The sequence below is a fragment of the Arthrobacter sp. 131MFCol6.1 genome, assembly GCF_000374925.1.
GTDB lineage: Bacteria > Actinomycetota > Actinomycetes > Actinomycetales > Micrococcaceae > Arthrobacter.
This window is the reverse complement of record NZ_KB895550.1, coordinates 121,255-144,888: the sequence shown is the minus strand read 5'-3', so window position 1 is coordinate 144,888 and position 23,634 is coordinate 121,255. Positions and strand designations below refer to the sequence as shown.

Sequence of the window (23,634 nt, the reverse complement as noted above, 5' to 3'; positions counted from 1 at the left end):
AGGCCATCGTCGCCTTCGTGATCCTGCGCGGCGACGCCGTGGACACCGGCGACGCCATCGTCCAGGAACTCCGCAACCACGTCGGCAAGGAAATCGGCCCGATCGCCAAACCCAAAACCATCCTCGTGGTCCCCGAACTGCCCAAGACCCGGTCCGGGAAAATCATGCGCCGCCTGCTCAAAGACGTCGCCGAAGGCCGCGAAGTGGGCGACGCGACCACCCTGGCCGACAACACAGTCATGGCCCAGATCGCCCAATCGCTGAAGAAATAACCCGCGCAACACCGCGTACGATCCGACGCCGACGGCGCCGCCCACCCCGGTGGACGGCGCCGTCGTCATGTCCGGCCGCCGTGGTGGCCGTTGCTGTACTAGCGTCCCCTGACGGCAGAGGCCCTGACGGGCTGTTCCAGGCTGCGCATCACTCTGTTCGTGACGTCATCGATCTTGCCCAGGCCGTCTACCTGGGCCAATATGCCGCGCTCGGCATACTTCGCCACCACAGCCTCCGTCAGGCCATGGTACAGGTCCAGCCGGTGGCGGATCACGGCCTCGTTGTCGTCGCTCCGCCCGGTTTCCTTGGCACGGTGCAGGAGGCGGGAGACCAGCTCCTCGTCGTCGGCAGTCAACTGCAGGACGACGTCGAGGACCTGGTCTCCGGACGCCAGAATGTCGTCCAGTTCGTCAACCTGGCACGTGGTGCGCGGGTAGCCGTCCAGCAGGAAGCCCGACGTGGCGTCTTCCTGCAGCAGCCTGTCCCGGACCATCTTGTTGGTCACGCTGTCCGGGACGAAGTCGCCGTTGTCGATGAACTTCTTTGCTTCCAGCCCCAGCGGTGTTCCGCCTTTGACGTTTGCTCGGAAGATGTCGCCGGTGGAGATCGCAACGACGCCGAGGCGCTCGGAAATCCGTTCCGCTTGGGTGCCCTTGCCGGATCCGGGCGGGCCAATAATCAACATTCTCGTCATGTGTGAGTCCTTCGTGGTGCCGTTGTTGAAAGGGTGCGTCAAGGGCCCGCTGCCGTTGCAGCGGGCCCTTGATCGGCTTTAGAAGAAGCCGAGCTTGTTTTCTGAGTGGCTGACCAGGAGGTTCTTGGTCTGCTGGTAGTGGTCCAGCATCATCGAGTGGTTCTCGCGGCCGATGCCGGAGGACTTGTACCCGCCGAACGCGGCACCGGCCGGGTAGGCGTGGTAATTGTTGACCCACACGCGGCCGGCCTGGATCTCGCGGCCGGCACGGTAGGCCACGTTGCCGTTGCGGGACCAGACGCCGGCGCCGAGGCCGTAGAGGGTGTCGTTGGCGATGCTGATGGCGTCGTTGTAGTCGCTGAACCGCGCCACTGAGACGACAGGACCGAAGATTTCCTCCTGGAAGATCCGCATCTTGTTGTTGCCTTCGAAGATGGTCGGCTGGACGTAGAAGCCACCGGCCAAGTCGCCGTCGAGCTCCGTCTGGTTCCCGCCGGCCAGGATCTTGGCGCCCTCTTGGAGCCCGATGTCGATGTAGGAGAGGATCTTCTCCATCTGGCCCACGGACGCCTGAGCCCCGATCTGGGTGGTGGTGTCCAGCGGGTTGCCCTGGGTGATCTGCTGCGTCCGGGCCACGGCGTCGGCCATGAAGGAATCGTAAATGCCGTCCTGGACGAGGGCGCGGGACGGGCTGCTGCAGACTTCGCCCTGGTTGAAGGCATACAGTGTGAAGCCCTCTAATGCCTTGTCGTAGAAGGCATCGTTGGTGTCCGCGACGTCGTTGAAGAAGATGTTGGGGCTCTTGCCGCCGAGCTCCAGGGTGACCGGGATCAGGTTCGCGCTGGCGTACTGGCTGATCAGCCGTCCGGTGGATGTTTCGCCAGTGAAGGCGATCTTGCGGATCCGAGGGCTGGAGGCCAGCGGCTTGCCGACCTCCGAGCCGAAGCCGTTGACGATGTTCAGCAGGCCGGCGGGCAGCAGGTCCGCGATGAGCTCGGCCAGCACCAGGATGGAGGCCGGGGTGTTGGACGCGGGCTTGAGGACGACGGCGTTGCCGGCGGCGAGGGCCGGAGCCATTTTCCAGACCGCCATGAGAATCGGGAAGTTCCAGGGGATGATCTGGCCCACGACGCCGAGCGGCTCGTGGAAGTGGTAGGCGGTGGTGTCGTCGTCGAGCTGGGACAGCCGGCCTTCCTGGGCCCGGATGGCGGAGGCGAAGTAGCGGAAGTGGTCCGCCGCGAGCGGGATGTCAGCGTTGAGGGTTTCGCGGATCGGCTTGCCGTTGTCCCAGGATTCGGCGACGGCGAGCATCTCCAGGTTCGCATCGATGCGGTCGGCGATCTTGTTCAGGACAACGGCGCGCTCGGTGGCCGAGGCCTTGCCCCAGGACGGAGCGGCTTTATGGGCGGCATCCAGCGCCAGCTCAACGTCGGCCGCTGCGCCCCGGGCCACCTCAGTGAATTGCTTGCCGTTCACCGGGGAGACGTTCTCGATGTACTGGCCGGTGGTAGGAGCCACCCATTCGCCGCCAATCCAGTTCTCGTAGCGGTCCTTGAACTGGACCTTGGATCCTTCTTGGCCGGGCTGGACATAAACAGTCATGGTTACTCCTCATGGAAAACAGACGTCTTCGTCCTGGCCGCAAGCCTAGAACTTCAAAGGTTGCGGCCACACTGCAATGGGGCCGCCAGCTGCTCCTTGGCGCTGGCTGAGCGGCATGTGCCGGCCGTCGCTATGCTCGCTGTGTCAGCATGTGTCGGCGCCTAGGCATGAGAGAGGGACCGTGACCCTGTTTCTGACGATCGTGAGCGGCCTGGCCTGGACCGCGGTCTACGTCGATGCCATCCGGATCGGCTTCAAGGACCGGAGCTACGCGATCCCGGCCGCCGCGCTGGCCCTGAATTTCGCCTGGGAGGCCATCTACGCCGCGCGCTCCATCGCGACGGGAATCACCGCCCAGGGGGTCTTCAATATCGCGTGGGGACTGGCCGACGTCGTGATTGTGTACACCTTCCTGAAGTTCGGCCGTTCCGAGCTGCCGGGCTGGGTGACGCGGCGGCTGTTCATCGGCTGGGCGCTCCTGCTCGGTGTCACGTCCTTCGCGGTGCAGCTGCTGTTCGTCGTCCAGTTCGGCTGGGACGACGCGGCCCGCTATGCGGCTTTCCTGCAGAACCTGCTGATGTCCGGGTTGTTCATCGCCATGTTCGCCGCCCGTGGCGGCTCACGCGGCCAGACCCTGCTGATCGCCGTGGCCAAGTGGATCGGCACCCTCGCGCCTACGATCGCCCTGGGCTGGTACGGCAACTCACCCCTCATCCTCGGCGTGGGCATGCTCTGCAGCGTCTTTGACCTGGTGTACATCGGCCTGCTGTGGCGGGCCCGGCAGCCGGGAGCCGGGAGCCGCTAGAGGGTGACGACGATCTTGCCCTTGGCGTGGCCTTGTTCGAGCGCGGCGAAGGCTTCCGCAATTTCCGCGAACGGGTAGGTGCGGTCCATGACCGGCTGCACGTGGCCGGCGTCGACGAGGGCCGCCAGGGTGCGCAGATCATCCCCGCCGGGGTGCATGAACAGGTACCGGTAGCTGGCTTTCGCCTTGCGGGCGCGGCGGCGGAGGCCCATGCTCATGAGCCAGAACGCGGCGGTGATCATCGGCGGGGAGCCCAGGTCTTTCGTCGCGGTGAGCGGCTCGGGAACGCCGGCGATGGATACCACCCGGCCGCCGGGCCTAAGAATGCGGAAGGAATCCCTGAGTGTCACGCCGCCGACCAGGTCCAAGACCGCATCGAACCCGTGCAGCACCGCGGCGAAGTCCTCCCGGTGGTAGTCGACGACGGCGTCCGCCCCCAGCCGGCGCACCAGCGCCTCGCCGCGGGCCGATGCCGTGGTGGTGACCTGGGCCCCGAAATACCTGGCGAGCTGGATGGCCAGCGTTCCCACCCCGCCGGCGCCGCCGGAGATGAAGAGCCGGGTGCCGCGGCCCACGCCGAGTTCATCGCGGAGCGCCTGCAGCGCCGTGAGTCCGGCCAGCGGCAGTCCCGCGGCTTCGGCGAATCCGAGCGACGCCGGCATGGCGGCGACCAATTCCTGCTGCACGCACACCAGCTCGGCGAACGCTCCAAGCCTGGCCTTGTCCACCCGGGCGTAAACCCTGTCGCCGATGGAGAAGCGGTTGGGCCCGGGTCCGATTGCCTCCACCGTCCCGGCGAGTTCGCAGCCGGCAACGATCGGCAGGCGGACATGGCTGATGGGACGGAGCGCGCCCCGGCGGAACTTGAAGTCCACCGGGTTCAGCCCGGCCGCGGCGACCTTGATCCGGACGTCACCCGGGCCGGGCTGGGGAGCCGGAACGTCCCGGAGTTCCATGGCATCCGGGCCGCCGTAGCGTGTGAGGACGTAGGCACGCATGCTTAGTCCCGCGCGGACCCGGTTTCGCCGGGCGCAGCCGCCGCGTCTCCTGCTGCCGTGTCTGCTGCCATGTCTGCTGCCGTGTCTGCTTCCGGGGCGTCGTAGGAGAGGAACTCGTAGTCCGTGTCGTCCGCCTCGTCGAGCATGTCGTCGAGTTCGTTCAACAGCCAGGGATTGATCCGGGCCAGGATTTTCCGGGTTTCCTCGACAGGGACGGCGGCGTAGAGCACCGGGCGGGCGTCGTCGTAACGGGTGACCGGGGGCTTGTCCGGCCACTTTTCGGCCAGCGCCTTGACCCGTTCGGGCAGCGAGTTGTGCGCGTTGTCGGCAATCTTCACGAGCGTGGCGTCGTGGTCCTCGGCGATGTACCGGATGCCGGCCTGGTAGTCGTCGGGGTTCTCATGCAGGCGTTTCGTGACCCGTTCGATGATGTTCGCGGCACGTTCGGAGACCCCCACGTCCAACAGCGCCTGCCGCGTCATGGGGGTGTCCTCGGCGATGTCGTGGAGGTATCCGGCGATCCGGATGTCGTCGTCGAAATCCGCCAGGGCGTCCCCGACGGCGAGCACGTGCTCCCGGTATGGCCGCTTGAGCTTGTCCTTCTGGCGGTTGTGGGCCACCTCGGCCAGGACCTTGGCTGTCTCGACAGTGAAGCGGGGCTGGGGGTGTGCGGGCTCGGTCATGAATCCAGCCTACGCGCCGCGGCTGTCCGTCCCTGTCCGCAGGTGGGTTCCCGGATGCGCTCCCGGCACCCCGGGCCACACCCAGGGCTCGCGCGGCAGGGTGTCCGGGTCAAAGGCGGCCAGTACCTCTTCGAGTCGGCCCGGCGGGAGGCCGAGGGAGGCCAGCAGCGTGTCCCGGACCTGGTCCGCGCCCACCCCGGCCAGCGCCAGGTCGGCGAGCGTGACGGCGCCGTCGCGCTTGGCCAGCCGGGCGCCGTCGGCGTTCAGTACCAGCGGCACATGCGCATATTCCGGAACAGGCATATTGAGCAGCGACGCCAGATATGCCTGCCGCGGCGTGGAGGGCAGCAGGTCGTCCCCGCGGACCACCTGGTCGATGCCCTGCGCGGCATCGTCCACCACCACGGCCAGGTTGTAGGCGGTCACGCCGTCGTTGCGCCGGAGCACGAAGTCGTCGACCACCCCGGTGTAGCTGCCGTGCAGCACGTCCTGCACCGTCACCTCGGCCACAGTGGAGCGGAGCCGGACAGCCGGTGGTCGGGCGGCCCGCTTGGCCTCGCGCTCGGCGCCGCTGAGGTTCCGGCAGGTTCCCGGGTAGGCGCCCAGCGGAGCGTGCGGCGCGGAGGGGGCTTCCTGGATTTCGCGGCGGGTACAGAAGCACTCATAGGTCAGGCCGGCCGCCGTCAGCTCCGCGATCGCCCCGGCATACAGGTGCTCACGGTCCGTCTGGCGCACGACGCCGCCGTCCCAGCTCACGCCGACCGCCGCAAGGTCGCGTAGCTGCTCGGCCTCGGCGCCGGCCCGGGCACGGTCCAGGTCCTCCACCCGCAGCAGGAACCGCCGGCCCCCGGACCGGGCGAACAGCCACGCCAGGATGGCCGTGCGGAGGTTGCCCACGTGCAGTTCGCCGGAGGGACTGGGGGCGAAACGGCCAGCTGAGGTCATGCGACTAGCCTATGCGGAGCAGCACAAGAGCCCCTCAGCTACCGATGACTTCGGAAATCCGACGTCGGTGGCTCAGGGGCTCTTGCCGCGGGTGCGTTGTGCGGAATGACGATGCGTGAACAAGAGTCAATCAGCGGCTGGTTCCTTGCGGGAGCCTTGTCCGGGGTCCGGGTGGTGTGCCGGGATGTCCGTAGCCTTCGGGATCGTGGCGGTGGCCCCGTCCCCTTGTTGTCACCATTTGAGCAGAAGACCTACAGTTGGTGCAACGGACCGGCGCCGGAGTGGCCAATCTGATCAACTACAGCCGGGACAGTGAACAGGAAGTGGTCATTTTGCAGGAGCTCGACGCGACGGACCGGCGGATCCTCGCCGCACTGGACGACGATCCGCGCGTACCGGTCATGGTGCTGGCGCAGAAGCTGGGCCTGGCCCGCGGCACAGTCCAGTCCCGCCTGGAACGGATGTCGGCGTCGGGCGCGCTCCGGCCGAACAGCAGCCGGGTGCTGCCTTCCGCCCTGGGCCGGGGCGTGGCGGCCGCGGTCAGCGCGGAACTGGACCAGAGCCACCTCAACGAAGCGATCGCCGCCCTGCGCAATATCCCGGAAGTGCTCGAATGCCACGCACCGGCCGGCGACACCGATCTCCTGATCCGGGTGGTGGCCAAGAGTCCGGACGATCTCTACCGCGTGTCCGAGGAAATCCGGCTGTGCCCCGGAATCGTCCGGACCTCAACGAGCATGTTCCTGCGCGAGGTCATTCCCTACCGGACCACAGGGCTGCTCGGCGCCTGAGCCGGCGGGCTCGTTTAGACCGGCGGGCCGGCGTTGGCCTTCAGGTTCTTCATGACCAGCGTTGACGTCAGGCGCTCGACGCCGGGCAGCGAGGTCAGTTCGCTGTCGTAGAAGCGCTGGTAGGACGGCAGGTCCTCCGCGATGACCTTGAGCAGGTAATCCGGCGACCCGAAGAGCCGCTGGGCCTCGACGATGTTGGGATTGCCGGCCACCCGGCTTTCGAAGATCTCCATGGTGGAACGGTCCACCTGCCGCAGGGTCACGAACACGATCGCCTCGAAACCGAGCCCCACGGCGGCCGGATCAATGTCCGCCCGGTAGCCCCGGATGATCCCGGTGGCCTCCAGATCCCGCAGCCGTCGATGGCACGGGGCCACGGTCAGCCCCACTTTGGCCGCCAAGGCCGTGGCAGTCATCCGGCCATCCGACTTGAGGTAACGCAAAATACTTCTGTCAATAGCGTCAATCACGCAATTATCTTACCCACAATCGGCGATTCCTCGGTAAATAGGCGAACACTTCCCGACCGAATTTGCCTAGAGTTTTCCTTGTACCCGCCACGAGGTGCCGCACCCCTGGAGCCCGCCATGAACCCCCAGCTTTTCCTCGCCTTCCTGGTTGTCGCCGTCGCCCTGGCATGCACCCCCGGCGTCGACTGGGCCTATTCGATCGCGGCCGGGCTCAGGCAGCGCAGCTTCGCGCCCGCCGTCGCCGGTCTCTGCGGCGGCTACGCCCTCCACACGGCGCTGCTGGTGCTGGGGCTGGCGGCACTGCTGGCCGGAATGCCCGGCGTGCTGGGCTGGCTGACGGCCGCAGGCGCTCTCTACCTGCTGTGGCTGGGCTTCAGCACCGTGCGGTCCTGGCGCGGGGCCAGCTTCAGCACCGGCACCTCGACTCCCGGTACTGCCGCACCCGCGAGCCAGTTCCGGGTCTTCCTCCAAGGTATGGGCATCAGCGGGATCAACCCCAAGGGCCTGCTGTTCTTCGTGGCCCTGGTGCCGCAGTTCGTCAGCCCTGACGCCGCATGGCCGGTTCCGGTCCAGTCGGGACTGCTCGGGCTGACCTTCATCCTGCTCGTGGGCGTCATCTACAGCTGCGTGGCACTCCTGGCGCGGAAACTGCTGCAGGCCAGGCCGGGCGCAGCGCGCCAGGTGACGCTGGCCAGCGGGATCATCATGCTGGCCCTGGGCGCGTTGCTGCTCGCCGAGCAGATCGTGCCTGCCGTCAGCGCAGCCATGGCCCGTGCGTAAGGGAGCGCATCCGCCTCAGGGCTACTTTCGCTGCATGTACCACTCGGTGAAGGACGATGCGCGGCCGTCCGCGGTCAACTGAATCACCCACAGGTTGTCATAGCTCCGGCTGTTGCCGCGATATGTCGTCAGGCCCTGCACAAATGCCCGGCCGCCGTCGACCCCCAGCAGCTTCCACTCAAACGTCCAGTCGTCCGGCTCATCGCGCCCGGCAAGCCAGTGCTCCACGATATCGTCCCGGCCCCGCCACGGTTCGGCTTCCTGGGGGCTGGTTGCATAGATGGCGTCCTCGGTAAACAGCGCCCGGATGTCCTCCGGATCGTTCGTCGTCCACGCCGTGATGTAGTGCTGCATCCAGCGCTCCACCGCATCTCTCATGCCTCGTTTTTACTCCCCGCCCATGGGGCCCGCAAGAGTAGTGAATACGTGGATTTGGCCGTGGCCGGGCCTGGAAGCCTGTCAGTCGTCGTCAGCGCGCCCGTATTCGCGGTCCCAGAGTTCGTGCATTTCGGCGTCCTTGCGGATGGCTTTCACGGCCTCCAGCTGTGCCGGTTTGTGCCGCTGCCAGTCCCGGCCACCCAGGGTTTTGCGGCCCGCCTCGAGGAGGAGCAGGGCGGTGTCCGTCAGCGCGTCGCTGCGGAGGGTGAAGTCGGTCTTCCTGCGCCGCAGGACTTCCTGCAGGGCCGAACGGGAGGCGGTGTAGGCTCCCAGCCTGCGCAGCGACCGGGCCCGCACCAGCAGCAGCGCAGCGGACAGATCGTCCGCGTTCAGCAGGCCTTCGGTCTCTGCCACCACGTCGACGTCGCGTCCCAGCTCGGCCTCCAGCGAACAGCGCGCCAGGGCGAGCGGCAACGACGGCGGCAGCCCGGCCAGCGCCGCGAGTGCCGCCTCCGTCTGGCCGGTCTCGCGCAGGGAATGCGACAGGGCCAGGAACACGGCCTCCTCGGAGAAGAGCACCGGAACCTCGATCCGTTCGGCCACCTCCACCCTGGTGACCACGCCGGCCAGGTACACGCCGGCGTAGCGGTTGGCGTCCTCGTCGTTCCGCAGTCTCAGGCCGTGCTGCAGGAGTTCGGACGCGCGCAGATGCCCGCCGTGGGCGTACGCCAACAGCCCGGCCATGAGGTAGCAGACCCCGGCCCAGCCGGGATAGGCGCGGGCCAGGGTAATCAGGCGGTCAGGATCGGTGCTGCCGAAGACGGCGGAGTGCACGGCCTTCATTCTCTTGGCGGACGTCCGGCCCCCCACCCTGCCCAGGCGGGGCACCCCGCCTTCGGCGGCCAGCGTCCCGGGGGCCCGGCCTGCCATGAGTCCGGCCACCGCGCCGCCGACGGTCCCGGCCAGGCCGCGGACGGGTGTCCGGACCACAACCTTGCGGAACGGCGTCAGGTCTCGGGTGTCCGTGTACGGCCTGCGCTGGCCGTCGGGACTTTGGCCGTCAGCAAGCCGGCCAGCGGGATTCCGGTCGTTGTGGATTTGGGGGGCGGATTCGCCAAGTCCGGCGCTCATTCCCCCATGGTAGTAGGCTCCGGCAGGCCGCTGCTAGGCGGCCAAGGCCACCCAGAGGCCGATCACCCAGGTGCTCGCGGCGAGGCACGCGAGGCCGAATTCCACGATCATGCCCAGGCCCGTAGCCTTCAGCGCGGCCCAGCTCGAGGCCACCGCAGTGCCGAACACGCGGGTGCGCTGCAGCTCGCTGAGCAGGAGTCCGGCGGCGAAGCCCACAAAGAGCCCCACCACGGGGATGACGAACATGCCGGCCACGCCCAGCACGAGTCCCACCACCACGGAACGGCTGGGGATGCTGTGCTCCTTGAGCTTCCGGCCGGTCAGGACGGCACTGGCGGCCATGCCGGCCAGAACGAACATCATCCCGATCCCGAAGACCACCCAACCGGTGGCCCCGGCGCCGCCCCACAGGGCCCAGGCAAGCAGGCTCGCCCCGATCAGGATGCTGCCGGGCAAAACGGGAATGATCGTCCCGGCAACGCCCACCACGATGGCGAGGCCGCAGAGCAATGTCACGACAATCTCGGGATTCATCGCCCCAGTCTATGGCCGGGCCCGGGGCCGCCGTTGACGGCCCCGGGCCGGAGGCTGCCGGCGCCTAGCTTCCGGACGGCTCGCCGTACAAGACGGAGTAATGCGAGATGTCCTTGCCCGAATAGTGCGAGATTGTCACGGACAGCTGGCTGGAATAGAAGTAGTCGATCTGGGCGCCGAGGCCCTGGTTGGCCGAGCCGGCCTTGACGCAGACGGCGATGATCTCCTTCCCGTCCGGGGCGGTGATCTCCAGCGACTTGATGCCGCCGGCCACGTTTATTCTGCCGGTGTCCCATTCCGGGCAGAGCTGGCCCGCCGGCGGGGCCGCGTTGGCGGGCGCCAACCCCCCGCCCAAGAGAACAAGTCCTGCGATGGCCCCCGCCGCTAGCAACTTCTTCATGTCCTGCTCCTTCTCACGAATCGGAAACGGTCCCGGGGCCGCGAACTGCTCGTGGCACCGGTGTTTGGGCCGCGGAAAGTCCACAGCCGCGACCCGGAGCTTCCGGATGCCTGGTGTGAAGTGAGACTTCGATTCCCCGCCCAGCCGGCAGACCCCCCGCAGCAGGCCCTGGGTCCGCTGCAGCTGGAATGCTGGGCCCAGCGTAGGACGGCGCGGCGGCCCGCAACCCGAGTAGTCAATACTCGAATTTCCCGGACCCCGGACGGAGGGCTGATCGTTTCCCGCCGAACAGCAGCGGCGACGCTCCCCCTCAGGGAAGCGCCGCCGTCGTCGTCCGGTATCGGATGCCTTGATGCGGAGATCTACTCGGCGGCCACCGCCGCTGCGACTGCGGCGGAGACGGCCGGGGCCACGCGCGGATCCAGCGGGCTGGGGACGATGTAGTCCGCGGAAAGGTCATCCTGGGCCAGTTCCGCGATGGCCCGGGCCGCGGCGAGCTTCATGGCCGGCGTGATCCGGCGCGCTCCGGCGTCGAGGGCGCCGCGGAAGATGCCGGGGAAGGCAAGGACGTTGTTGATCTGGTTCGGGAAGTCGCTGCGTCCGGTGGCGACCACGGCCGCGTACTTGCTCGCAACCTCGGGCAGGACTTCCGGGTCCGGGTTGGACAGGGCGAACACGATCGAGCTGTGGTTCATCAGCTTGAGGTGCTCCTCGTCCAGCTTGGCAGAGGAGACGCCGACGAACACGTCGGCGCCGAGCAGTGCCTCCCCCGGCCCGCCGGTCACGCCCCGCGGGTTGCTGCGGGCGGCGAGCTGGGCCTTCTTGCTGGCCGGATCGGCCGCGATGTCCGCGCGGTCCTTGCTGATGGTGCCGCGGGAGTCAAGGAGGACGACGTCGCCGATCCCGGCCGTCAGCAGGATTTCGGCGACGGCGATCCCGGCGGCTCCGGCGCCGGAGACCACCACGCGCAGGCTGTCGAGGGTCCGGCCGGTCACCTTGGCGGCGTTGGTCAGGGCCGCGAGAACCACGACGGCGGTGCCGTGCTGGTCATCGTGCATGACAGGGCAGTCCAGCGCTTCGATGAGTTTCTCCTCGAGTTCGAAGCAGCGGGGCGCGGCGATGTCCTCGAGGTTGACGGCGCCGAAGCTGGGGCGCAGCCGGACAAGTGTCTCGATGATTTCGTCGACGTCGGTGGTGTTGAGGACCAGCGGGATGGAGTCGAGTTCGCCGAAGGCCTTGAACAGCGCGGACTTGCCCTCCATCACGGGCAGCGAGGCGCTGGCGCCGATGTTGCCCAGCCCCAGCACGGCCGTGCCGTCGCTGACCACCACCACGAGGCGCTGGGCCCACGTGAGCGTCTTGGCGAGCTCCGGGTTGGCGTGGATGGCGCGGCTGACCTGGGCGACACCAGGGGTGTAGGCGATGGAGAGGTCGCGCTTGCTGGCGAGCGGGACGGTGCTGGAAATCGACAGCTTGCCGCCCTCGTGGGATGCGAAGATCTCCTCGTCGCTGAGCACGGCTACTGCCTCAGCCGGGGAGGTGGAATCGGCGGGAATGATCGTTTCAGTGGACACGTCGTTGTCTCCTGGGGCTCACCGTGGGCGCACGGCTCATGGAAGCTCAAGCAAGGATGCTCAAGTTGGTCTGGCAGGGGCGGCGGCAACCAAAGGTGGCGGTCGCCGGTGATGCCCCGAGTTGCTGGCGTCAGCCGGCATCCGGTCCAGCAATGGTAAACAGGGCATCGCACCCGTTACGCCGGCGCGGAGCGTTAAAGTGCCGTGGTGAAACGTTTCTTCTCCAGAATATGTGACCCGGATCACGTGCGAGAGGGCATAAAACGGGTCGCTGGTCTAGACCAGTTACGCGGCCTGCGGGGCCCGTTGCAGGAGGGAACAGGCCTTCTTCAGGTCTTCCTCCGCTTCGAAGAGCGACAGCCGGCGGCAGCGGACGGCCTGGACCAGGCCCGTGACCGTCAGCAGCAGGACCCGGGCCACTGCCGGGTCGCCGCACGCCGCCGTCACAGCCTTCTCGGCCGTGGCATCGATCTCGCGCAGCAGCCGCGTGGTGTCGTTGTCCTTGACGTAGACCGCCCGGTTGAGGGACTGCTCCACGGCGGGCTGCATCAGGCGCATATGGAAGATCTCCATCACCACTCCCGCGAGGGCCTGGGCCGCGACCTTGCCGGCCGCGGGCGAGCTCCCCGCGAGCAGTTCGCCCAGTTGCTTGCGGTACAGCGCCAGGACCAGCTGGGTGGCCGACGGGAAGTAGCGGTACAGCGTCCCCAGTGGCACGTCCGCCTTGGCCGCCACCTCGGACAGGACCACGGAGTCCAGGCCTTTGCGGGCAAACCCCGCGGCAACGTCAAGGATCCGCACATAACGGAGCCGCTGCCGGGGCAGAGTGGGGGGAGGGGCCATCGGTGGAAGATCTGAGTGAAAATCAGGCATCAGCAGCGTTCCGGGGGTCGTTTTTCTCGGCAGCCGGGCGCGATCCGCCCACCGCGCTGCCGCGGCAATTGCCGTCCACTATACGCCACGAATCCGGGCGCCCAGCGAGTGGACCGGAGCCCCGGATGCCCCTGAACGGAACCCGGGCGGCTCAGTCCACTCCCTTGATCTTCACCACGAACACGGCGCCCAGAAGCCCAATCACGGCGGCCGCCACATACAGCGCAACATAGCCACCCCAGAAGGCAACAAAGGGGTAGGCGATCAGCGGGGCGAGCACTTGCGGCAGCGAGTTGGCGATGTTGATGACGCCAAGATCCTTGCCTCGGTTCAGGGCCGTGGGCAGCACCTGGGTAATGAGGGCAAAGTCCACCGCCAGATAACAGCCGAAGCCGACGCCGAGCACGGACGCGCCGATCAGCGCACCCGGCCAGGTGGGAGCGAACGCAAGAATGAGGGAGGCCGCGGCGATCACGGCGGAGGAGATGATGACCAGCGGCTTCCGGCGGCCCAGCCGGTCGCTCAGCCGGCCCCCGACCACGCTGGTGATGATCACCATGACCGCATACAGGCCCGTGAGGATCAGGACACCAAACGCGGGCTCGATGCCCTGGGTTTCGCGGACCCGGACGGCGTCGTTGAGGAAGAACAGCAGGTAGAGGGTGACCATGTGGTTGCCGATGTTCACCAGGAGCCGCGTCAGCCAGGCCCAGGCAAAATCCGGGTAGCGGGCCGGGGAAATCCAAAAGCCCCGCATGAAGCCGCCCAGGCTGAACGGCGGACGGGCCTGCGCAGGCAGCGGAACGTCGTCGTTCTTGAAGTAATAGAGCACGACGCCGGCGAGCAGCGCCGCCGCGCAGACAACGTACCCCGCGGCGAAGTTTCCGGCGACGGCGGCGGCGATCACCGCCCCGGCCAGAATTCCCGCTGTCTGGCCCATGGCGGCCAGGCCGCCGACGGTGCCGCGCTGGGGCACGGGCACGCGGTCCGGGATGGCCGCCGTGATGGCCGCGTAGGCGCCGTTGCAGCCGGCCTGGACGAGGCACCAGAGCAGCGTCATGGCGGCGACGCCCGGGGCGCCTGCCAGCGCGATCAGGGCCGCGGCACCCAGGACGGCGCCGAAGAGCACCCACGGCACCCGCCGGCCCCGGCGCGCGGTGGTCCGGTCACTGAAGGCGCCGAAGAGGGGGTTGGCGACCAGGGACACGGCCGCGCCCGCACCCGTCACGAGGGCGAGGATGGCTTCCTTGTCCGGTTCGCTGAAGGCTGCCGCCTGTTGGCCGAGGAGCACCTGGAGCGGGCCGAAGAACGCCGCGTTGATGCCGACGTTGACCAACACCACCCCTGCCGTCCAGACAGGCGTGACGCGGCGTTCGGGTTCGGCGAGCGCCGGCGCGGTGGTATCGGACATGCTCATGGCTCCCCCTGGAACTGATGATCAGGCATATGTATCAGTGCGGAGCCAGACTACCGGGACTCGGCAGATCTGGGTGCAATGTGCGAGTCTCGGTCATGAAACACGCTGCCAACCCGCTCAGCCAGGTCATCCGGTTATTACCCAAGGAGTCACCGTGAACGCTTCCGCCCTCAATACTGCAGACCTTTACGACGAGCGCGGCGGGGAGTTGGAGTCCGTGTCGGTGCAGTTCCAGTCCCTGGGCGGGCACACGCACTTCAGCGGGCCGGTCCGGACCATTCGGTGTTTTGAGGACAACGCGCTGGTCAAGTCCGTGCTGGCCACTCCGGGCCACGGCTCCGTGCTGGTGGTCGACGGCGGCGGCTCCCTCCGCACGGCGCTGATGGGGGACATGATCGCGGCGAGCGCCGTCGCGAACGGCTGGGCCGGCGTCGTCATCAACGGCGCCATCCGGGACCGGCTCGCCATCGCGGGGCTGCCGCTCGGGGTCAAGGCACTGGGCAGCAACCCGCGCAAGAGCGCCAAGGACGGCGCCGGGGCAATCGATATTCCCCTGGAGATCGACGGCGTGGCCATCCGCCCCGGGGCGATGATCTGGTGCGATCCGGACGGGATCCTGGTCGAACGCTAAGGACTTTCTTCGCCCCGAGGTCGTGGCGGGAACAATTCAGCCAGTAACATAGTTACTGAAAGCAACTATCCGCTTGATCCCCACACTTCACCTTGGAGCAGTCATGTCCAAAACCACCTCCGCGCGCGCCGCGGGAGAGGTCCTGACCCACCGTCAGACCATCACCGTCATGGTGGGACTCATGCTCGGCATGTTCCTGTCTTCGCTGGACCAGACGATCGTGTCCACCTCGATTTACACGATCGCCAACGACCTCGACGGCCTCTCCCTGCAGGCCTGGGCCACCACCGCCTACCTCATCACGTCCACGGTGAGCACGCCGCTCTACGGCAAGCTCAGCGACATCTTCGGGCGCCGCCCGCTGTATCTCATCGCCATCGTGATCTTCCTCGCCGGTTCGCTCTACGCCGGCTCGGTCCACTCGATGACCGAGCTCGCCATTGCCCGCGGCATCCAGGGCATGGGCGCCGGCGGCCTCCTGGCCCTCGCCCTGACCATCATCGGCGACATCGTGCCGCTCAAGGACCGGGCCAAGTACCAGGGCTACTTCATGTCGGTCTTCGGCATCTCCTCCGTCCTGGGTCCGGTGATCGGCGGCGCCTTCGCAGGCACCGAAACCATCCTCGGGATCGACGGCTGGCGCTGGGTGTTCCTGATCAACATCCCGATCGGCCTCGCGGCCCTCACGGTGGTGTTCATGTACCTGCACCTCCCCGCCAAGCACGTGAAGCAGAAGATCGATTACTGGGGCGCCGCGGCCATCACGCTGGCGATTGTGCCGCTCCTCCTCGTGGCCGAACAGGGCCGCACCTGGGGCTGGAGCTCCGCTAACTCCTACCTCTGCTACGGACTGGGCGTCGTGGGCATTATCGCGTTCCTGCTGGCCGAACGGCATGCCGCCGACTACGCGCTGATCCCGCTCCGGCTGTTCCAGAACGTCACCTTCGGCCTGTCCTCGCTGCTGAACTTCATCATCGGCATCGGCATGTTCGGCGCCATCGCGATGCTGCCGATGTACCTGCAGCTGGTCAAGGGCCTGACCCCCACCGAGGCCGGCCTGATGATGATCACCTTCACCGTGGGCATCCTCACCGGCTCCATCACGGCGGGCCGGACCATCTCAGCCTCGGGCACCTACCGGATCTTCCCGATCCTGGGCACCGCCACGCTGACGGTGGCCGCCGTCGTCATGGGCCTCTCCCTGGGCGTGGACACGCCGCTGTGGGTCCCGGGCGCCATCGCCGTGTTCTTCGGCCTGGGACTCGGCTTCTGCATGCAGCCGCTGACGCTGGCCATGCAGGTCTCCGTGCCATCGAAGGACATGGGCGTGGGCACGTCCTCTGCCGCGTTCTTCCGGTCCATGGGCGGCGCGGTTGGCACGGCCGTGTTCATCTCGATGCTTTTCAGCCTCGCTGCGGACAAGATCGCCACGGGCATGAAGGACGCCGCGCAGAATGCCGACTACCTCAAGGTGCTCAAGGATCCGGCAGTGGCGGCCGACCCTGCCAACGCCAAGCTCTACGAGTTCTTCAATAACGGTGCCAGCAACGATTCGCTCAACGACACCAGCTGGCTGCACACCGCCAACGCGACACTGACGCGCCCCATCACCGAGGGATTCGCGCAGTCGATCGACGCCGTCATGCTCACGGCCGCTGCGCTCACCGGCATCGCCTTCCTGATCACGTTCGCCCTGCCGAACAAGAAACTCACGGACCCGAAGACGGTCGCCCGGGAGGGCGCCGTGGCCGCCGCCCACTAGGCGGCCCCGAGGGCTGGAACACGACGACGGCAGGCAGTCTTCCGGACTGCCTGCCGTCGTCGTCTGCCCCCAGCCGCAGCAGCTGCAAAGTGTATGTTTCGTCTCACTTTCCGGGGGTTGTGACAGGGGGCACGCCGGGTCGGGTGTAAGACTGGGTAGTTGCGGCGAAGGCCGTGGACCGCGAACTGCCAAGGGAGCCGTATGACCACCACCCATGACCAGACCGCCGCCAAGATCCCGAAAAGGGTCATTTGGCTGGCCGTAGCGGGCGCCGTCGGCGGCTTCCTCTTCGGCTTTGACTCCTCCGTCGTCAACGGAGCCGTCGACGCGATCAAGGACGAGTTTGCCCTCAGCGAGGCCGTGACCGGCTTCGCCGTCGCCGTGGCCCTCCTCGGCTGCGCGGCAGGCGCCTACCTGGCCGGCAAGATTGCCGACCGCTACGGCCGGATCCCGGCCATGAAGGTCGGTGCGCTGCTGTTCCTCGTCAGCGCCATCGGCACCGGATTCGCGTTCGGCGTCTGGGACCTGATCTTCTGGCGCCTGGTGGGCGGGCTCGGCATCGGCCTGGCCTCGGTGATCGCGCCGGCCTACATTTCCGAAATTTCCCCCCGCCACGTCCGCGGCCGCCTGGCCTCGCTGCAGCAGCTGGCGATCACCACCGGCATCTTCGCCGCCCTGCTCTCCGACGCCGTGTTCGCGACGTCGGCCGGCGGCGCGGACCAGGCCCTGTGGTTTGGTTTGGAAGCCTGGCGCTGGATGTTCATGGCCGCCGCCGTCCCCGCGGTCGTCTACGGCTGGATCGCCTTCACCCTGCCCGAATCGCCGCGGTTCCTGGTGTTCCAGGGCAAGGACGAGGAGGCCCTCAAGGTCTTCACGTCGATCGCCCCGGACGAGGACTCGGACCGGCACCTGCGCGACATCAAGAAGGCCATCGATGAGGACAAGCTCGCCGGCCAGAAGGGATCCCTGCGCGGCAAGGCCCTGGGCCTGCAGCCGGTGGTCTGGATCGGCATCATCCTGTCCGTGCTGCAGCAGTTCGTCGGCATCAACGTGATCTTCTACTACTCCACCACCCTGTGGAAGGCCGTGGGCTTCCAGGAAAAGGATTCACTCACGATTTCCGTGGCCACCGCCATCACCAACATCCTGGTCACGCTCGTGGCAATCGCCCTGGTGGACCGGATCGGGCGCCGTCCCATCATGCTGGCGGGCTCCATCGGCATGGCCCTCTCGCTGGGCACCATGGCGCTGGCCTTCGGCTCGGCTACCGGGTCCGGGGACGCGATCTCGCTGCCCGGGGCGTGGGGTCCGGCCGCACTGGTCGCCGCCAATGTCTTCGTCATCAGCTTCGGCGCCTCGTGGGGACCGCTGGTCTGGGTACTGCTGGGGGAGATCTTCCCGTCCCGGATCCGCGCCCGGGCCCTGGGCCTGGCCGCGGCCGCGCAGTGGATCGCCAACTTCGCCATCACCCTGAGCTTCCCGGTCATGGCGGCGGCCTCCCTGCCGCTGACGTACGCCATGTACGCGCTGTTCGCGGCGGCGTCGTTCTTCTTCGTCATGTTCAAGGTGCCGGAGACCAACGGCATGTCCCTGGAGCAGGCCGAAACCCTGTTCGTTCCCAAGGGATCCGCAAAGGAAGCCGCCAAGGAATCCGCGAAAGAGTCCGCCAGGGCCTGAGCCTGCGCCGGCGTGACGTGACGTCAGCGTTGCACTCGGCGAGGTGACAGAGAACGCCCATGTTTCCGCGGAAACATGGGCGTTCTTTGTCGACGGGCTCGGCGCTAAGCCGGGCGTTGTTAGACCACGTGCGGCTCGTGCGCCGCCAGGTAGCGGCGACCGCCGAAGACCACCGCGATGGCCGCCACCATGGCCAGCGCACCGGCGAAGAAGGGCACCTGCGGGCCGAAGTGTTCGCCCAGCTGCGCGGCGGCAAACGGCGCCAGGGCGCCGCCCATCCAGCGCACGAAGTTGTAGCCGGCCGAGGCCACCGGCCGTGGCGAATCGGACACGCCCATGGCCAGCTCCGTGTAGATGGTGTTGTTGATGCCCAGGAGCGCCCCGGAAATGACCACGAGGACGACGACGGCGGGCACCGAGTGCCCGGCGGCCAGGCCCAGTCCCACGAGGTCGAGCATCAGCAGGACCAGGGTGCCGGTGAGGACCCGCACCGCTCCGAAGCGGTTCTGGAGCACGGGGGCGGCAAAGACCGAGAAGAGCGCGACGGCCACACCCCAGCCGAAGAACACCCCGCCGATCCCGTAGGCGTCCATGCCGAGGATGAAGGGCGTGAAGGCGAGGACGGTGAAGAAGCCGTAGTTGTAGAACAGGCCGCTGGCCGCCGTCGTCCGCAGTCCCTTGTGCCCCAGAGCCAGCAGTGGATCCCGGAGCCGGACTTTCCGTTCGGGCAGCGGAGTCTTGGGCAGCAGGGCAATGAGTGCGATGAACGCGGAGGCCATCAGTACGGCCGTGCCGAAGAACGGGGCGCGCCACTGCCAGCCGCCAAGCAGTGCACCCAGGAGCGGGCCGAGGGAAATGCCCAGGCCGAGGGCGGCCTCGTACAGGATGATCGCCGTGCCGGCGCCGCCGCTTGCGACGCCGACAATCACGGCCAGCGCCGTGGCCACGAACAGGGCGTTGCCCAGCCCCCAGCCGGCGCGGAAGCCGATGAGCTCAGCCACGCTGCCCGACGTGCCGGACAGGGAGGCGAACACGACGATGACCGCCAGCCCGATCAGCAGCGTCCGCTTCCCGCCGATCCGCGAGGAGACGTAGCCGGTGATCAGCATGGCGACGGCAGTCACAAGGAAATAGCTCGTGAAGAGCAGCGACACCTGGCTCGGCGAGGCGTCCAGGTTCTTGGCGATCGCCGGCAGGATGGGGTCCACCAGCCCGATCCCCATGAAGGCGAACACCGCCGCGAGGGCCGTCGCCCACACCGCCTTGGGCTGTTTGAGCAGTGAGGCCTTCTCGGCCTCGAGGGTTACTTCCGCGGCCGGCAGGGTGTCGGCGGGGTGGCCGTGCATGGGGGCACTCCTAAGTGATTGGAATTGTTGGGTGAAGATCAGGCCAGGAGCGTCGCGTTGATCCTGCCGATGACCGGGAGGGCGGCCGCGAGGGCTGCGCGGTCTTCGTCCGAAAGGGATGAGAGGACGCCGGCCATGACGGTGTTGCGGCGCTCATTGGCGGATGCGACGGCGGCGAGGCCGGCGTCCGTGAGGGTGACCCGGACGGCGCGGGAGTCGTCGGGGTCCGGTTCCCGCCGGGCGAGGCCGGCGCGCTCGAGCTTGATGATCTGCTCGGTGGCGCTGGGCACCTTGACGCCGAGGTTCCGGGCGATTTCGCCCACCCTTACGCCGCCCGCGGCGGGTCCGGCGTCCATCAGCATCTTGAGCATGCTGAGCTGGGCGGCACTGAGTTCGCCGTCGGCGTCCAGGCGGCGGACGAGATAGATGCTGTGGCGGAGGGCCTCGCGGAAGTCCTCGGCGAGAGCGAGGAGCCCGGGGTCGGCCGGTTCACTGGCGTTCATAGTTAGGTAGCCTAACAGTTAGGCTTCCTAATGGTCAAGAGCCCCCGTTGCCCTATCACTCCTGGTCGTTAAAACCGGCGAATGGCAGCTGTAAGTGATAGCGCAACGGGCGGGTGACGGCTTAAACACGCCGACGCCGGAACTCAGGTGAGTTCCGGCGTCGGCCCAGCTAGGGCATTGATCAGACGACCGCCTTGGCCTCCTCGATGAGGGAGGAGACGGCGGCGAAGAGCGGGTGGTCCGCCGCCAGGCCGGTGATCTTCTCCGTGGCCTCGTCCGGCGTGGACGCGGAGAGGATTTTCGCCAGCTCCACGGCCTCGGCGTCGGCCGGATCGTTGAAACGCAGGGCCGCGGCGATGGCCCCGAGCAGCGCCTCGGGGACAATTCCGCGTTCGGCCAGCTCGGCAGCGGGACCGATGAAGCGTTCGTGCCGGCTGAGCTTGCGCAGCGGGGCACGGCCCACCCGGGTGACGGTGTCCGGCAGGTGCGGATTGGAAAAGCGGCCCAGGATCTTCTCCACGTACGCCTCTTGGTCGGCCCGGTTGAAGCCGTGCTTGGCCACCAGCAGCTCCTTGGTTTCGTCCAGGACGGCGCGCACATCGGCGGCGACGTCCTGATCGGCCATGGCCTCGGAAATCTTGCCCAGGCCGGCCTCGAATCCGAAGTAGGCCGCCGCGGCGTGCCCCGTGTTGACGGTGAACAGCTTCCGCTCGATGTACGGCTCCAGATCGCCCACGAACGTCGCGCCCGGGATCACCGGCTCCTTCCCGGCGAACGGGGTACGGTCGATCACCCACTCATAGAACGTCTCCACCGTGACGTCCAGGCCCTGCCCGGCCTCCTGGTTCGGCACGATCCGGTCCACCGCCGTGTTGGCAAACACGGCGGCCGCGTCCAGGGAACCCGCGGCCGGATCCCACTGGGCAACGACCTCGGACTTCAGGATGTCCGTGGCATTGATCGCGTTCTCGCACGCCATCACCTGCAGGGGCGCCAGCCCGGCGGGGCGGGCGGCAATCCCCTTGGCGATCACGGGCGCCACAAACTTCAGGATGTGCGGCCCCACGGCGGTGGTGACGATGTCCGCCGTCGCGATTTCCGCGACGACGGCGGCTTCCTGGGTGCCGGAGTTCAGCGCCCGGAAGTTGTTGACCGTACGGACGGCGGGGTTCTCGCCCACTTCGTGGACCTCGTAGCTGTCCGCGGCGGCCAGCTCGGTGATGAGGGCGTCCGCGACGTCGGCGAACACCACCTCATACCCCGCGTCGTGCAGCAGCAGGCCCACGAAGCCGCGCCCGATGTTTCCGGCTCCGAAATGAACAGCCTTCACTAGGAATTGACCTTTCCGAACAGGGCCAGCACTTCGTCAACCGTGGTGGCCGCCTCGAGCTGGGCCACCTGGGCCTTGTTGGTGAAGACCTTGGCGATTGAGGACAGGATGTGCAGGTGCTCGTTGTTGACGCCGGCCACACCGACGACGAACTTCACTTCCTTGCCGTTCCAGTCGATGCCGTTCGGGTAGCGGATCACCGACACCGCGGACTTCATGATGTGGTCCTTCGCGGCGTTGGTGCCGTGCGGGATCGCCAGGAAGCTGCCCATGTAGGTGGACACGGATTCCTCGCGCTCATGCATGGCGTCCACATAGCCGGAGTCGACGGCGCCGCGGTCCAGCAGAAGCTGCCCGGCCTCGTCGATCGCGGCGTCCCGCGTGGTCGCGTGGCCGTTGAGGACGACGCTTTCGGCCACCAGGATACCGGCGGGGCCCTCCTCGGCTTCTGCCTCGGCTGCCGCGGGGGCCTCCGGGGTGCCGACGGCGCCGGCCGCGGCAGGGGCCGCTCCCGCGTCCGTGGTGCCGGCGTCGGTGTTGCTGGCCTCGACCAGTTCCACGATCTCGTCGTACCGCGGGCTGTTCATGAAGTTGTCCACAGAGACATGCACGGCGCTGGCGGTCGCGGGCTTGGCCCGTTCGGTCAGGTCCTGGTGCGTGATGACGACGTCGTACGTGTCGGTGAGGTTGGCGATCGCGGAGTTGGTGACCTTGACGTCCTGGAATCCAGCGGCCTTGATCTTGTTCCGGAGCACCGAGGCGCCCATCGCGCTGGAGCCCATGCCGGCGTCGCAGGCAAAGACGATGTTCTTGATCGGAGTGGCGAGGACGGCGACGCCGCTGGCACCCACGCCCTCACCGATCAGGGCGGCGGACACCGAGCTCTTCTTGCCTTTCAGGGCCTCCATCCGGTGGGTGGCCTGGTCGAGGTCGTCCTCGGCGGGCGCCTTGCTCGCTTTCAGGACCACCGAGGCGATCAGGAAGGACACCGTGGTGGCAAACAGGACGGAGAGCGTCACACCGACGTAGCTGTCGCGTGCCGTTGAGGCGTAAACCGCGATGATGCTGCCCGGGGCTGCCGGGGACCGGAGTCCGGCGCCGGTGACCACGAGCGTGAAGATGCCGGTCATGCCGCCGCCGATTGCGGCGAAGATCGTCATCGGCTTCATCAGGACGTACGGGAAGTAGATCTCATGGATGCCGCCGACGAACTGGATCACCGCTGCGCCCGGCGCGGACGCCTTGGCCAGACCCTTGCCGAAGATTGAAAAGGCGAGCAGGATGCCGAAGCCCGGACCGGGGTTGGCTTCAAGCAGGAACAGGATGGACTTCCCCTGCTCGAGCGCCTGCTGCGTGCCCAGCGGGGTAAGGATCCCGTGGTTGACGGCGTTGTTGAGGAACAGGACCTTTGCGGGCTCGATGAAGATGCTCGTGAACGGCAGCAGGCCGTTGAGGACGAGGAATTCGACCACGGCGCTGGCGCCATTGCTGAAGGCCTTCACGATCGGGCCGACCACCAGCATGCCGACGACCGCCATGGCGGCGGCCAGGATGCCTGCCGAGAAGTTGTCGATCAGCATCTCGAAGCCGGGCTTAACGCGGCCTTCCCAGATCTTGTCCAGCTTCATCATGATCCAGGCAGTGAGCGGGCCAAGGATCATGGCGCCGATGAACATCGGGATGTCGGTACCGACGATGACGCCCATCGTGGCCACAGCACCCACCACGCCGCCGCGCACCCCGTAGACCATCCGGCCGCCGGTGTAGCCGATCAGCAGCGGGAGCATATACGTGATCATGGGCCCGACAAGCTTGCCGAGCTCCGCGTTGGGGAAGAAGCCCGCCGGGATGAAGAGGGCCGTGATGAAGCCCCAGGCGATGAAGGCGCCGATGTTGGGCATGATCATTCCGGACAGAAACGTCCCGAATTTCTGGACGTGCACGCGGACGCTGGTGCGTGGTTTCGCAACTGTCTCTGTTGCCATGTGAATTCCTAACCGTCATTCCCGCTGCTTTGCAGGATGGTCCGATAATTTC

The 23,634-nt window shown here is 67.4% G+C and carries 24 protein-coding genes; 7 read left to right on the top strand and 17 right to left on the bottom strand.

The features are described from left to right. The coding region (locus C566_RS0116350) for an AMP-binding enzyme (RefSeq protein ID WP_026266769.1) at nucleotides 1-272 on the top strand (272 nt) is incomplete at its 5' end. Nucleotides 273-370: 98 nt separating this feature from the next. Here C566_RS0116350 and C566_RS0116345 read toward each other — a convergent pair. Both C566_RS0116345 and exaC read right to left on the bottom strand, forming a co-directional pair. After that, nucleotides 371-958 carry an adenylate kinase gene (locus C566_RS0116345; RefSeq protein WP_018775432.1) on the bottom strand — a complete coding sequence of 196 codons (588 nt, stop codon included), beginning with the start codon at nucleotides 956-958 and terminating at the stop codon, nucleotides 371-373. 87 nt (nucleotides 959-1,045) lie between these two features. Next, nucleotides 1,046-2,569: an acetaldehyde dehydrogenase ExaC gene (gene exaC, locus C566_RS0116340; RefSeq protein WP_018775431.1), complete on the bottom strand. Its 1,524-nt coding sequence runs from the start codon at nucleotides 2,567-2,569 to the stop codon at nucleotides 1,046-1,048. Between the two features lie 181 nt (nucleotides 2,570-2,750). On the opposite strand from exaC, the gene C566_RS0116335 reads away from it, so the two are divergent. After that, nucleotides 2,751-3,374 (top strand): transmembrane-type terpene cyclase, encoded by a 624-nt coding sequence (locus tag C566_RS0116335; RefSeq protein WP_018775430.1) that lies wholly within the window; start codon nucleotides 2,751-2,753, stop codon nucleotides 3,372-3,374. Here the strand turns inward: C566_RS0116335 and C566_RS0116330 are convergent. Genes C566_RS0116330 through gluQRS form a run of 3 tightly spaced genes read right to left on the bottom strand, consistent with a single transcriptional unit; the run spans nucleotide 3,371 to nucleotide 6,000 of the window. Then, nucleotides 3,371-4,372 (bottom strand): NADP-dependent oxidoreductase, encoded by a 1,002-nt coding sequence (locus tag C566_RS0116330; RefSeq protein WP_018775429.1) that lies wholly within the window; start codon nucleotides 4,370-4,372, stop codon nucleotides 3,371-3,373. The genes C566_RS0116335 and C566_RS0116330 overlap by 4 nt on opposite strands. Nucleotides 4,373-4,374: 2 nt before the next feature. Continuing rightward, nucleotides 4,375-5,055 carry an HD domain-containing protein gene (locus C566_RS0116325; RefSeq protein WP_018775428.1) on the bottom strand — a complete coding sequence of 227 codons (681 nt, stop codon included), beginning with the start codon at nucleotides 5,053-5,055 and terminating at the stop codon, nucleotides 4,375-4,377. 9 nt (nucleotides 5,056-5,064) lie between these two features. Next, nucleotides 5,065-6,000: a tRNA glutamyl-Q(34) synthetase GluQRS gene (gluQRS, locus tag C566_RS0116320; protein WP_018775427.1), complete on the bottom strand. Its 936-nt coding sequence runs from the start codon at nucleotides 5,998-6,000 to the stop codon at nucleotides 5,065-5,067. A gap of 332 nt (nucleotides 6,001-6,332) precedes the next feature. On the opposite strand from gluQRS, the gene C566_RS0116315 reads away from it, so the two are divergent. Further along, entirely contained in the window at nucleotides 6,333-6,791 is a 459-nt protein-coding gene (locus tag C566_RS0116315; protein ID WP_026266767.1) for an Lrp/AsnC family transcriptional regulator, read from the top strand. A gap of 14 nt (nucleotides 6,792-6,805) precedes the next feature. On the opposite strand, the gene C566_RS0116310 is transcribed toward C566_RS0116315, so the two are convergent. Next, on the bottom strand, nucleotides 6,806-7,261 hold the full coding sequence (locus C566_RS0116310) for an Lrp/AsnC family transcriptional regulator (protein WP_081627361.1): 456 nt from the start codon (nucleotides 7,259-7,261) through the stop codon (nucleotides 6,806-6,808). A gap of 117 nt (nucleotides 7,262-7,378) precedes the next feature. Here C566_RS0116310 and C566_RS0116305 point away from each other — a divergent pair, with 117 nt between their 5' ends. Continuing rightward, complete coding sequence (locus C566_RS0116305) at nucleotides 7,379-8,041, top strand: LysE family translocator (RefSeq protein WP_018775424.1); 663 nt, start codon at nucleotides 7,379-7,381, stop codon at nucleotides 8,039-8,041. A gap of 21 nt (nucleotides 8,042-8,062) precedes the next feature. On the opposite strand, the gene C566_RS0116300 is transcribed toward C566_RS0116305, so the two are convergent. The 7 genes from C566_RS0116300 to C566_RS0116270 form a co-directional block, all read right to left on the bottom strand. Beyond that, nucleotides 8,063-8,419: a nuclear transport factor 2 family protein gene (locus tag C566_RS0116300; RefSeq protein ID WP_026266765.1), complete on the bottom strand. Its 357-nt coding sequence runs from the start codon at nucleotides 8,417-8,419 to the stop codon at nucleotides 8,063-8,065. 81 nt (nucleotides 8,420-8,500) lie between these two features. Further along, nucleotides 8,501-9,550 carry a hypothetical protein gene (locus C566_RS0116295; RefSeq protein WP_018775422.1) on the bottom strand — a complete coding sequence of 350 codons (1,050 nt, stop codon included), beginning with the start codon at nucleotides 9,548-9,550 and terminating at the stop codon, nucleotides 8,501-8,503. Nucleotides 9,551-9,583: 33 nt separating this feature from the next. Further along, nucleotides 9,584-10,084, bottom strand: a complete 501-nt coding sequence (locus C566_RS0116290) for a DUF456 domain-containing protein (protein ID WP_018775421.1) — start codon at nucleotides 10,082-10,084, stop codon at nucleotides 9,584-9,586. 64 nt (nucleotides 10,085-10,148) lie between these two features. Next, complete coding sequence (locus C566_RS0116285) at nucleotides 10,149-10,484, bottom strand: hypothetical protein (RefSeq protein ID WP_018775420.1); 336 nt, start codon at nucleotides 10,482-10,484, stop codon at nucleotides 10,149-10,151. Nucleotides 10,485-10,846: 362 nt separating this feature from the next. Continuing rightward, nucleotides 10,847-12,040 carry an NAD(P)-dependent malic enzyme gene (locus C566_RS0116280; RefSeq protein ID WP_051082341.1) on the bottom strand — a complete coding sequence of 398 codons (1,194 nt, stop codon included), beginning with the start codon at nucleotides 12,038-12,040 and terminating at the stop codon, nucleotides 10,847-10,849. A gap of 303 nt (nucleotides 12,041-12,343) precedes the next feature. Beyond that, complete coding sequence (locus tag C566_RS0116275) at nucleotides 12,344-12,901, bottom strand: helix-turn-helix domain-containing protein (protein WP_439954085.1); 558 nt, start codon at nucleotides 12,899-12,901, stop codon at nucleotides 12,344-12,346. Between the two features lie 181 nt (nucleotides 12,902-13,082). Next, nucleotides 13,083-14,348 (bottom strand): MFS transporter, encoded by a 1,266-nt coding sequence (locus C566_RS0116270; RefSeq protein WP_018775417.1) that lies wholly within the window; start codon nucleotides 14,346-14,348, stop codon nucleotides 13,083-13,085. Nucleotides 14,349-14,502: 154 nt separating this feature from the next. Between C566_RS0116270 and rraA the strand changes: the two genes are divergently transcribed. The 3 genes from rraA (at nucleotide 14,503) to C566_RS0116255 (ending at nucleotide 18,418) form a co-directional block, all read left to right on the top strand. Next, nucleotides 14,503-14,979, top strand: a complete 477-nt coding sequence (gene rraA, locus C566_RS0116265) for a ribonuclease E activity regulator RraA (protein WP_018775416.1) — start codon at nucleotides 14,503-14,505, stop codon at nucleotides 14,977-14,979. A gap of 103 nt (nucleotides 14,980-15,082) precedes the next feature. Beyond that, on the top strand, nucleotides 15,083-16,741 hold the full coding sequence (locus C566_RS0116260) for an MDR family MFS transporter (protein ID WP_018775415.1): 1,659 nt from the start codon (nucleotides 15,083-15,085) through the stop codon (nucleotides 16,739-16,741). A 201-nt stretch (nucleotides 16,742-16,942) separates the two neighbouring features. Further along, on the top strand, nucleotides 16,943-18,418 hold the full coding sequence (locus C566_RS0116255; protein ID WP_018775414.1) for a sugar porter family MFS transporter: 1,476 nt from the start codon (nucleotides 16,943-16,945) through the stop codon (nucleotides 18,416-18,418). Nucleotides 18,419-18,537: 119 nt separating this feature from the next. Here the strand turns inward: C566_RS0116255 and C566_RS0116250 are convergent, their stop codons facing one another. From C566_RS0116250 to C566_RS0116235, 4 genes are all read right to left on the bottom strand, one after another. Then, nucleotides 18,538-19,764 carry an MFS transporter gene (locus C566_RS0116250; protein WP_018775413.1) on the bottom strand — a complete coding sequence of 409 codons (1,227 nt, stop codon included), beginning with the start codon at nucleotides 19,762-19,764 and terminating at the stop codon, nucleotides 18,538-18,540. 38 nt (nucleotides 19,765-19,802) lie between these two features. Then, nucleotides 19,803-20,267: a MarR family winged helix-turn-helix transcriptional regulator gene (locus tag C566_RS0116245; protein ID WP_018775412.1), complete on the bottom strand. Its 465-nt coding sequence runs from the start codon at nucleotides 20,265-20,267 to the stop codon at nucleotides 19,803-19,805. A gap of 181 nt (nucleotides 20,268-20,448) precedes the next feature. Beyond that, entirely contained in the window at nucleotides 20,449-21,597 is a 1,149-nt protein-coding gene (locus C566_RS0116240; protein WP_018775411.1) for a mannitol-1-phosphate 5-dehydrogenase, read from the bottom strand. Beyond that, nucleotides 21,597-23,582: a PTS mannitol transporter subunit IICBA gene (locus C566_RS0116235; protein WP_018775410.1), complete on the bottom strand. Its 1,986-nt coding sequence runs from the start codon at nucleotides 23,580-23,582 to the stop codon at nucleotides 21,597-21,599. The genes C566_RS0116240 and C566_RS0116235 overlap by 1 nt, the downstream gene beginning before the upstream one ends. Nucleotides 23,583-23,634: the final 52 nt, after the last annotated feature.

Excerpts from the sequence above, each read along its gene's own strand:
- C566_RS0116325 (WP_018775428.1), bottom strand. The coding sequence starts at position 5,055 with ATGACCGAGCCCGCACACCCCCAGCCCCGCTTCACTGTCGAGACAGCC.
- C566_RS0116275 (WP_439954085.1), bottom strand. The coding sequence starts at position 12,901 with ATGGCCCCTCCCCCCACTCTGCCCCGGCAGCGGCTCCGTTATGTGCGG.
- C566_RS0116270 (WP_018775417.1), bottom strand. The coding sequence starts at position 14,348 with ATGAGCATGTCCGATACCACCGCGCCGGCGCTCGCCGAACCCGAACGC.
- C566_RS0116290 (WP_018775421.1), bottom strand. The coding sequence starts at position 10,084 with ATGAATCCCGAGATTGTCGTGACATTGCTCTGCGGCCTCGCCATCGTG.
- gluQRS (WP_018775427.1), bottom strand. The coding sequence starts at position 6,000 with ATGACCTCAGCTGGCCGTTTCGCCCCCAGTCCCTCCGGCGAACTGCAC.
- C566_RS0116255 (WP_018775414.1), top strand. The coding sequence starts at position 16,943 with ATGACCACCACCCATGACCAGACCGCCGCCAAGATCCCGAAAAGGGTC.
- C566_RS0116250 (WP_018775413.1), bottom strand. The coding sequence starts at position 19,764 with ATGCACGGCCACCCCGCCGACACCCTGCCGGCCGCGGAAGTAACCCTC.
- C566_RS0116235 (WP_018775410.1), bottom strand. The coding sequence starts at position 23,582 with ATGGCAACAGAGACAGTTGCGAAACCACGCACCAGCGTCCGCGTGCAC.
- C566_RS0116245 (WP_018775412.1), bottom strand. The coding sequence starts at position 20,267 with ATGAACGCCAGTGAACCGGCCGACCCCGGGCTCCTCGCTCTCGCCGAG.
- C566_RS0116345 (WP_018775432.1), bottom strand. The coding sequence starts at position 958 with ATGTTGATTATTGGCCCGCCCGGATCCGGCAAGGGCACCCAAGCGGAA.
- exaC (WP_018775431.1), bottom strand. The coding sequence starts at position 2,569 with ATGACTGTTTATGTCCAGCCCGGCCAAGAAGGATCCAAGGTCCAGTTC.
- C566_RS0116260 (WP_018775415.1), top strand. The coding sequence starts at position 15,083 with ATGTCCAAAACCACCTCCGCGCGCGCCGCGGGAGAGGTCCTGACCCAC.
- C566_RS0116300 (WP_026266765.1), bottom strand. The coding sequence starts at position 8,419 with ATGAGAGATGCGGTGGAGCGCTGGATGCAGCACTACATCACGGCGTGG.
- C566_RS0116295 (WP_018775422.1), bottom strand. The coding sequence starts at position 9,550 with ATGAGCGCCGGACTTGGCGAATCCGCCCCCCAAATCCACAACGACCGG.
- C566_RS0116285 (WP_018775420.1), bottom strand. The coding sequence starts at position 10,484 with ATGAAGAAGTTGCTAGCGGCGGGGGCCATCGCAGGACTTGTTCTCTTG.
- C566_RS0116305 (WP_018775424.1), top strand. The coding sequence starts at position 7,379 with ATGAACCCCCAGCTTTTCCTCGCCTTCCTGGTTGTCGCCGTCGCCCTG.
- C566_RS0116330 (WP_018775429.1), bottom strand. The coding sequence starts at position 4,372 with ATGCGTGCCTACGTCCTCACACGCTACGGCGGCCCGGATGCCATGGAA.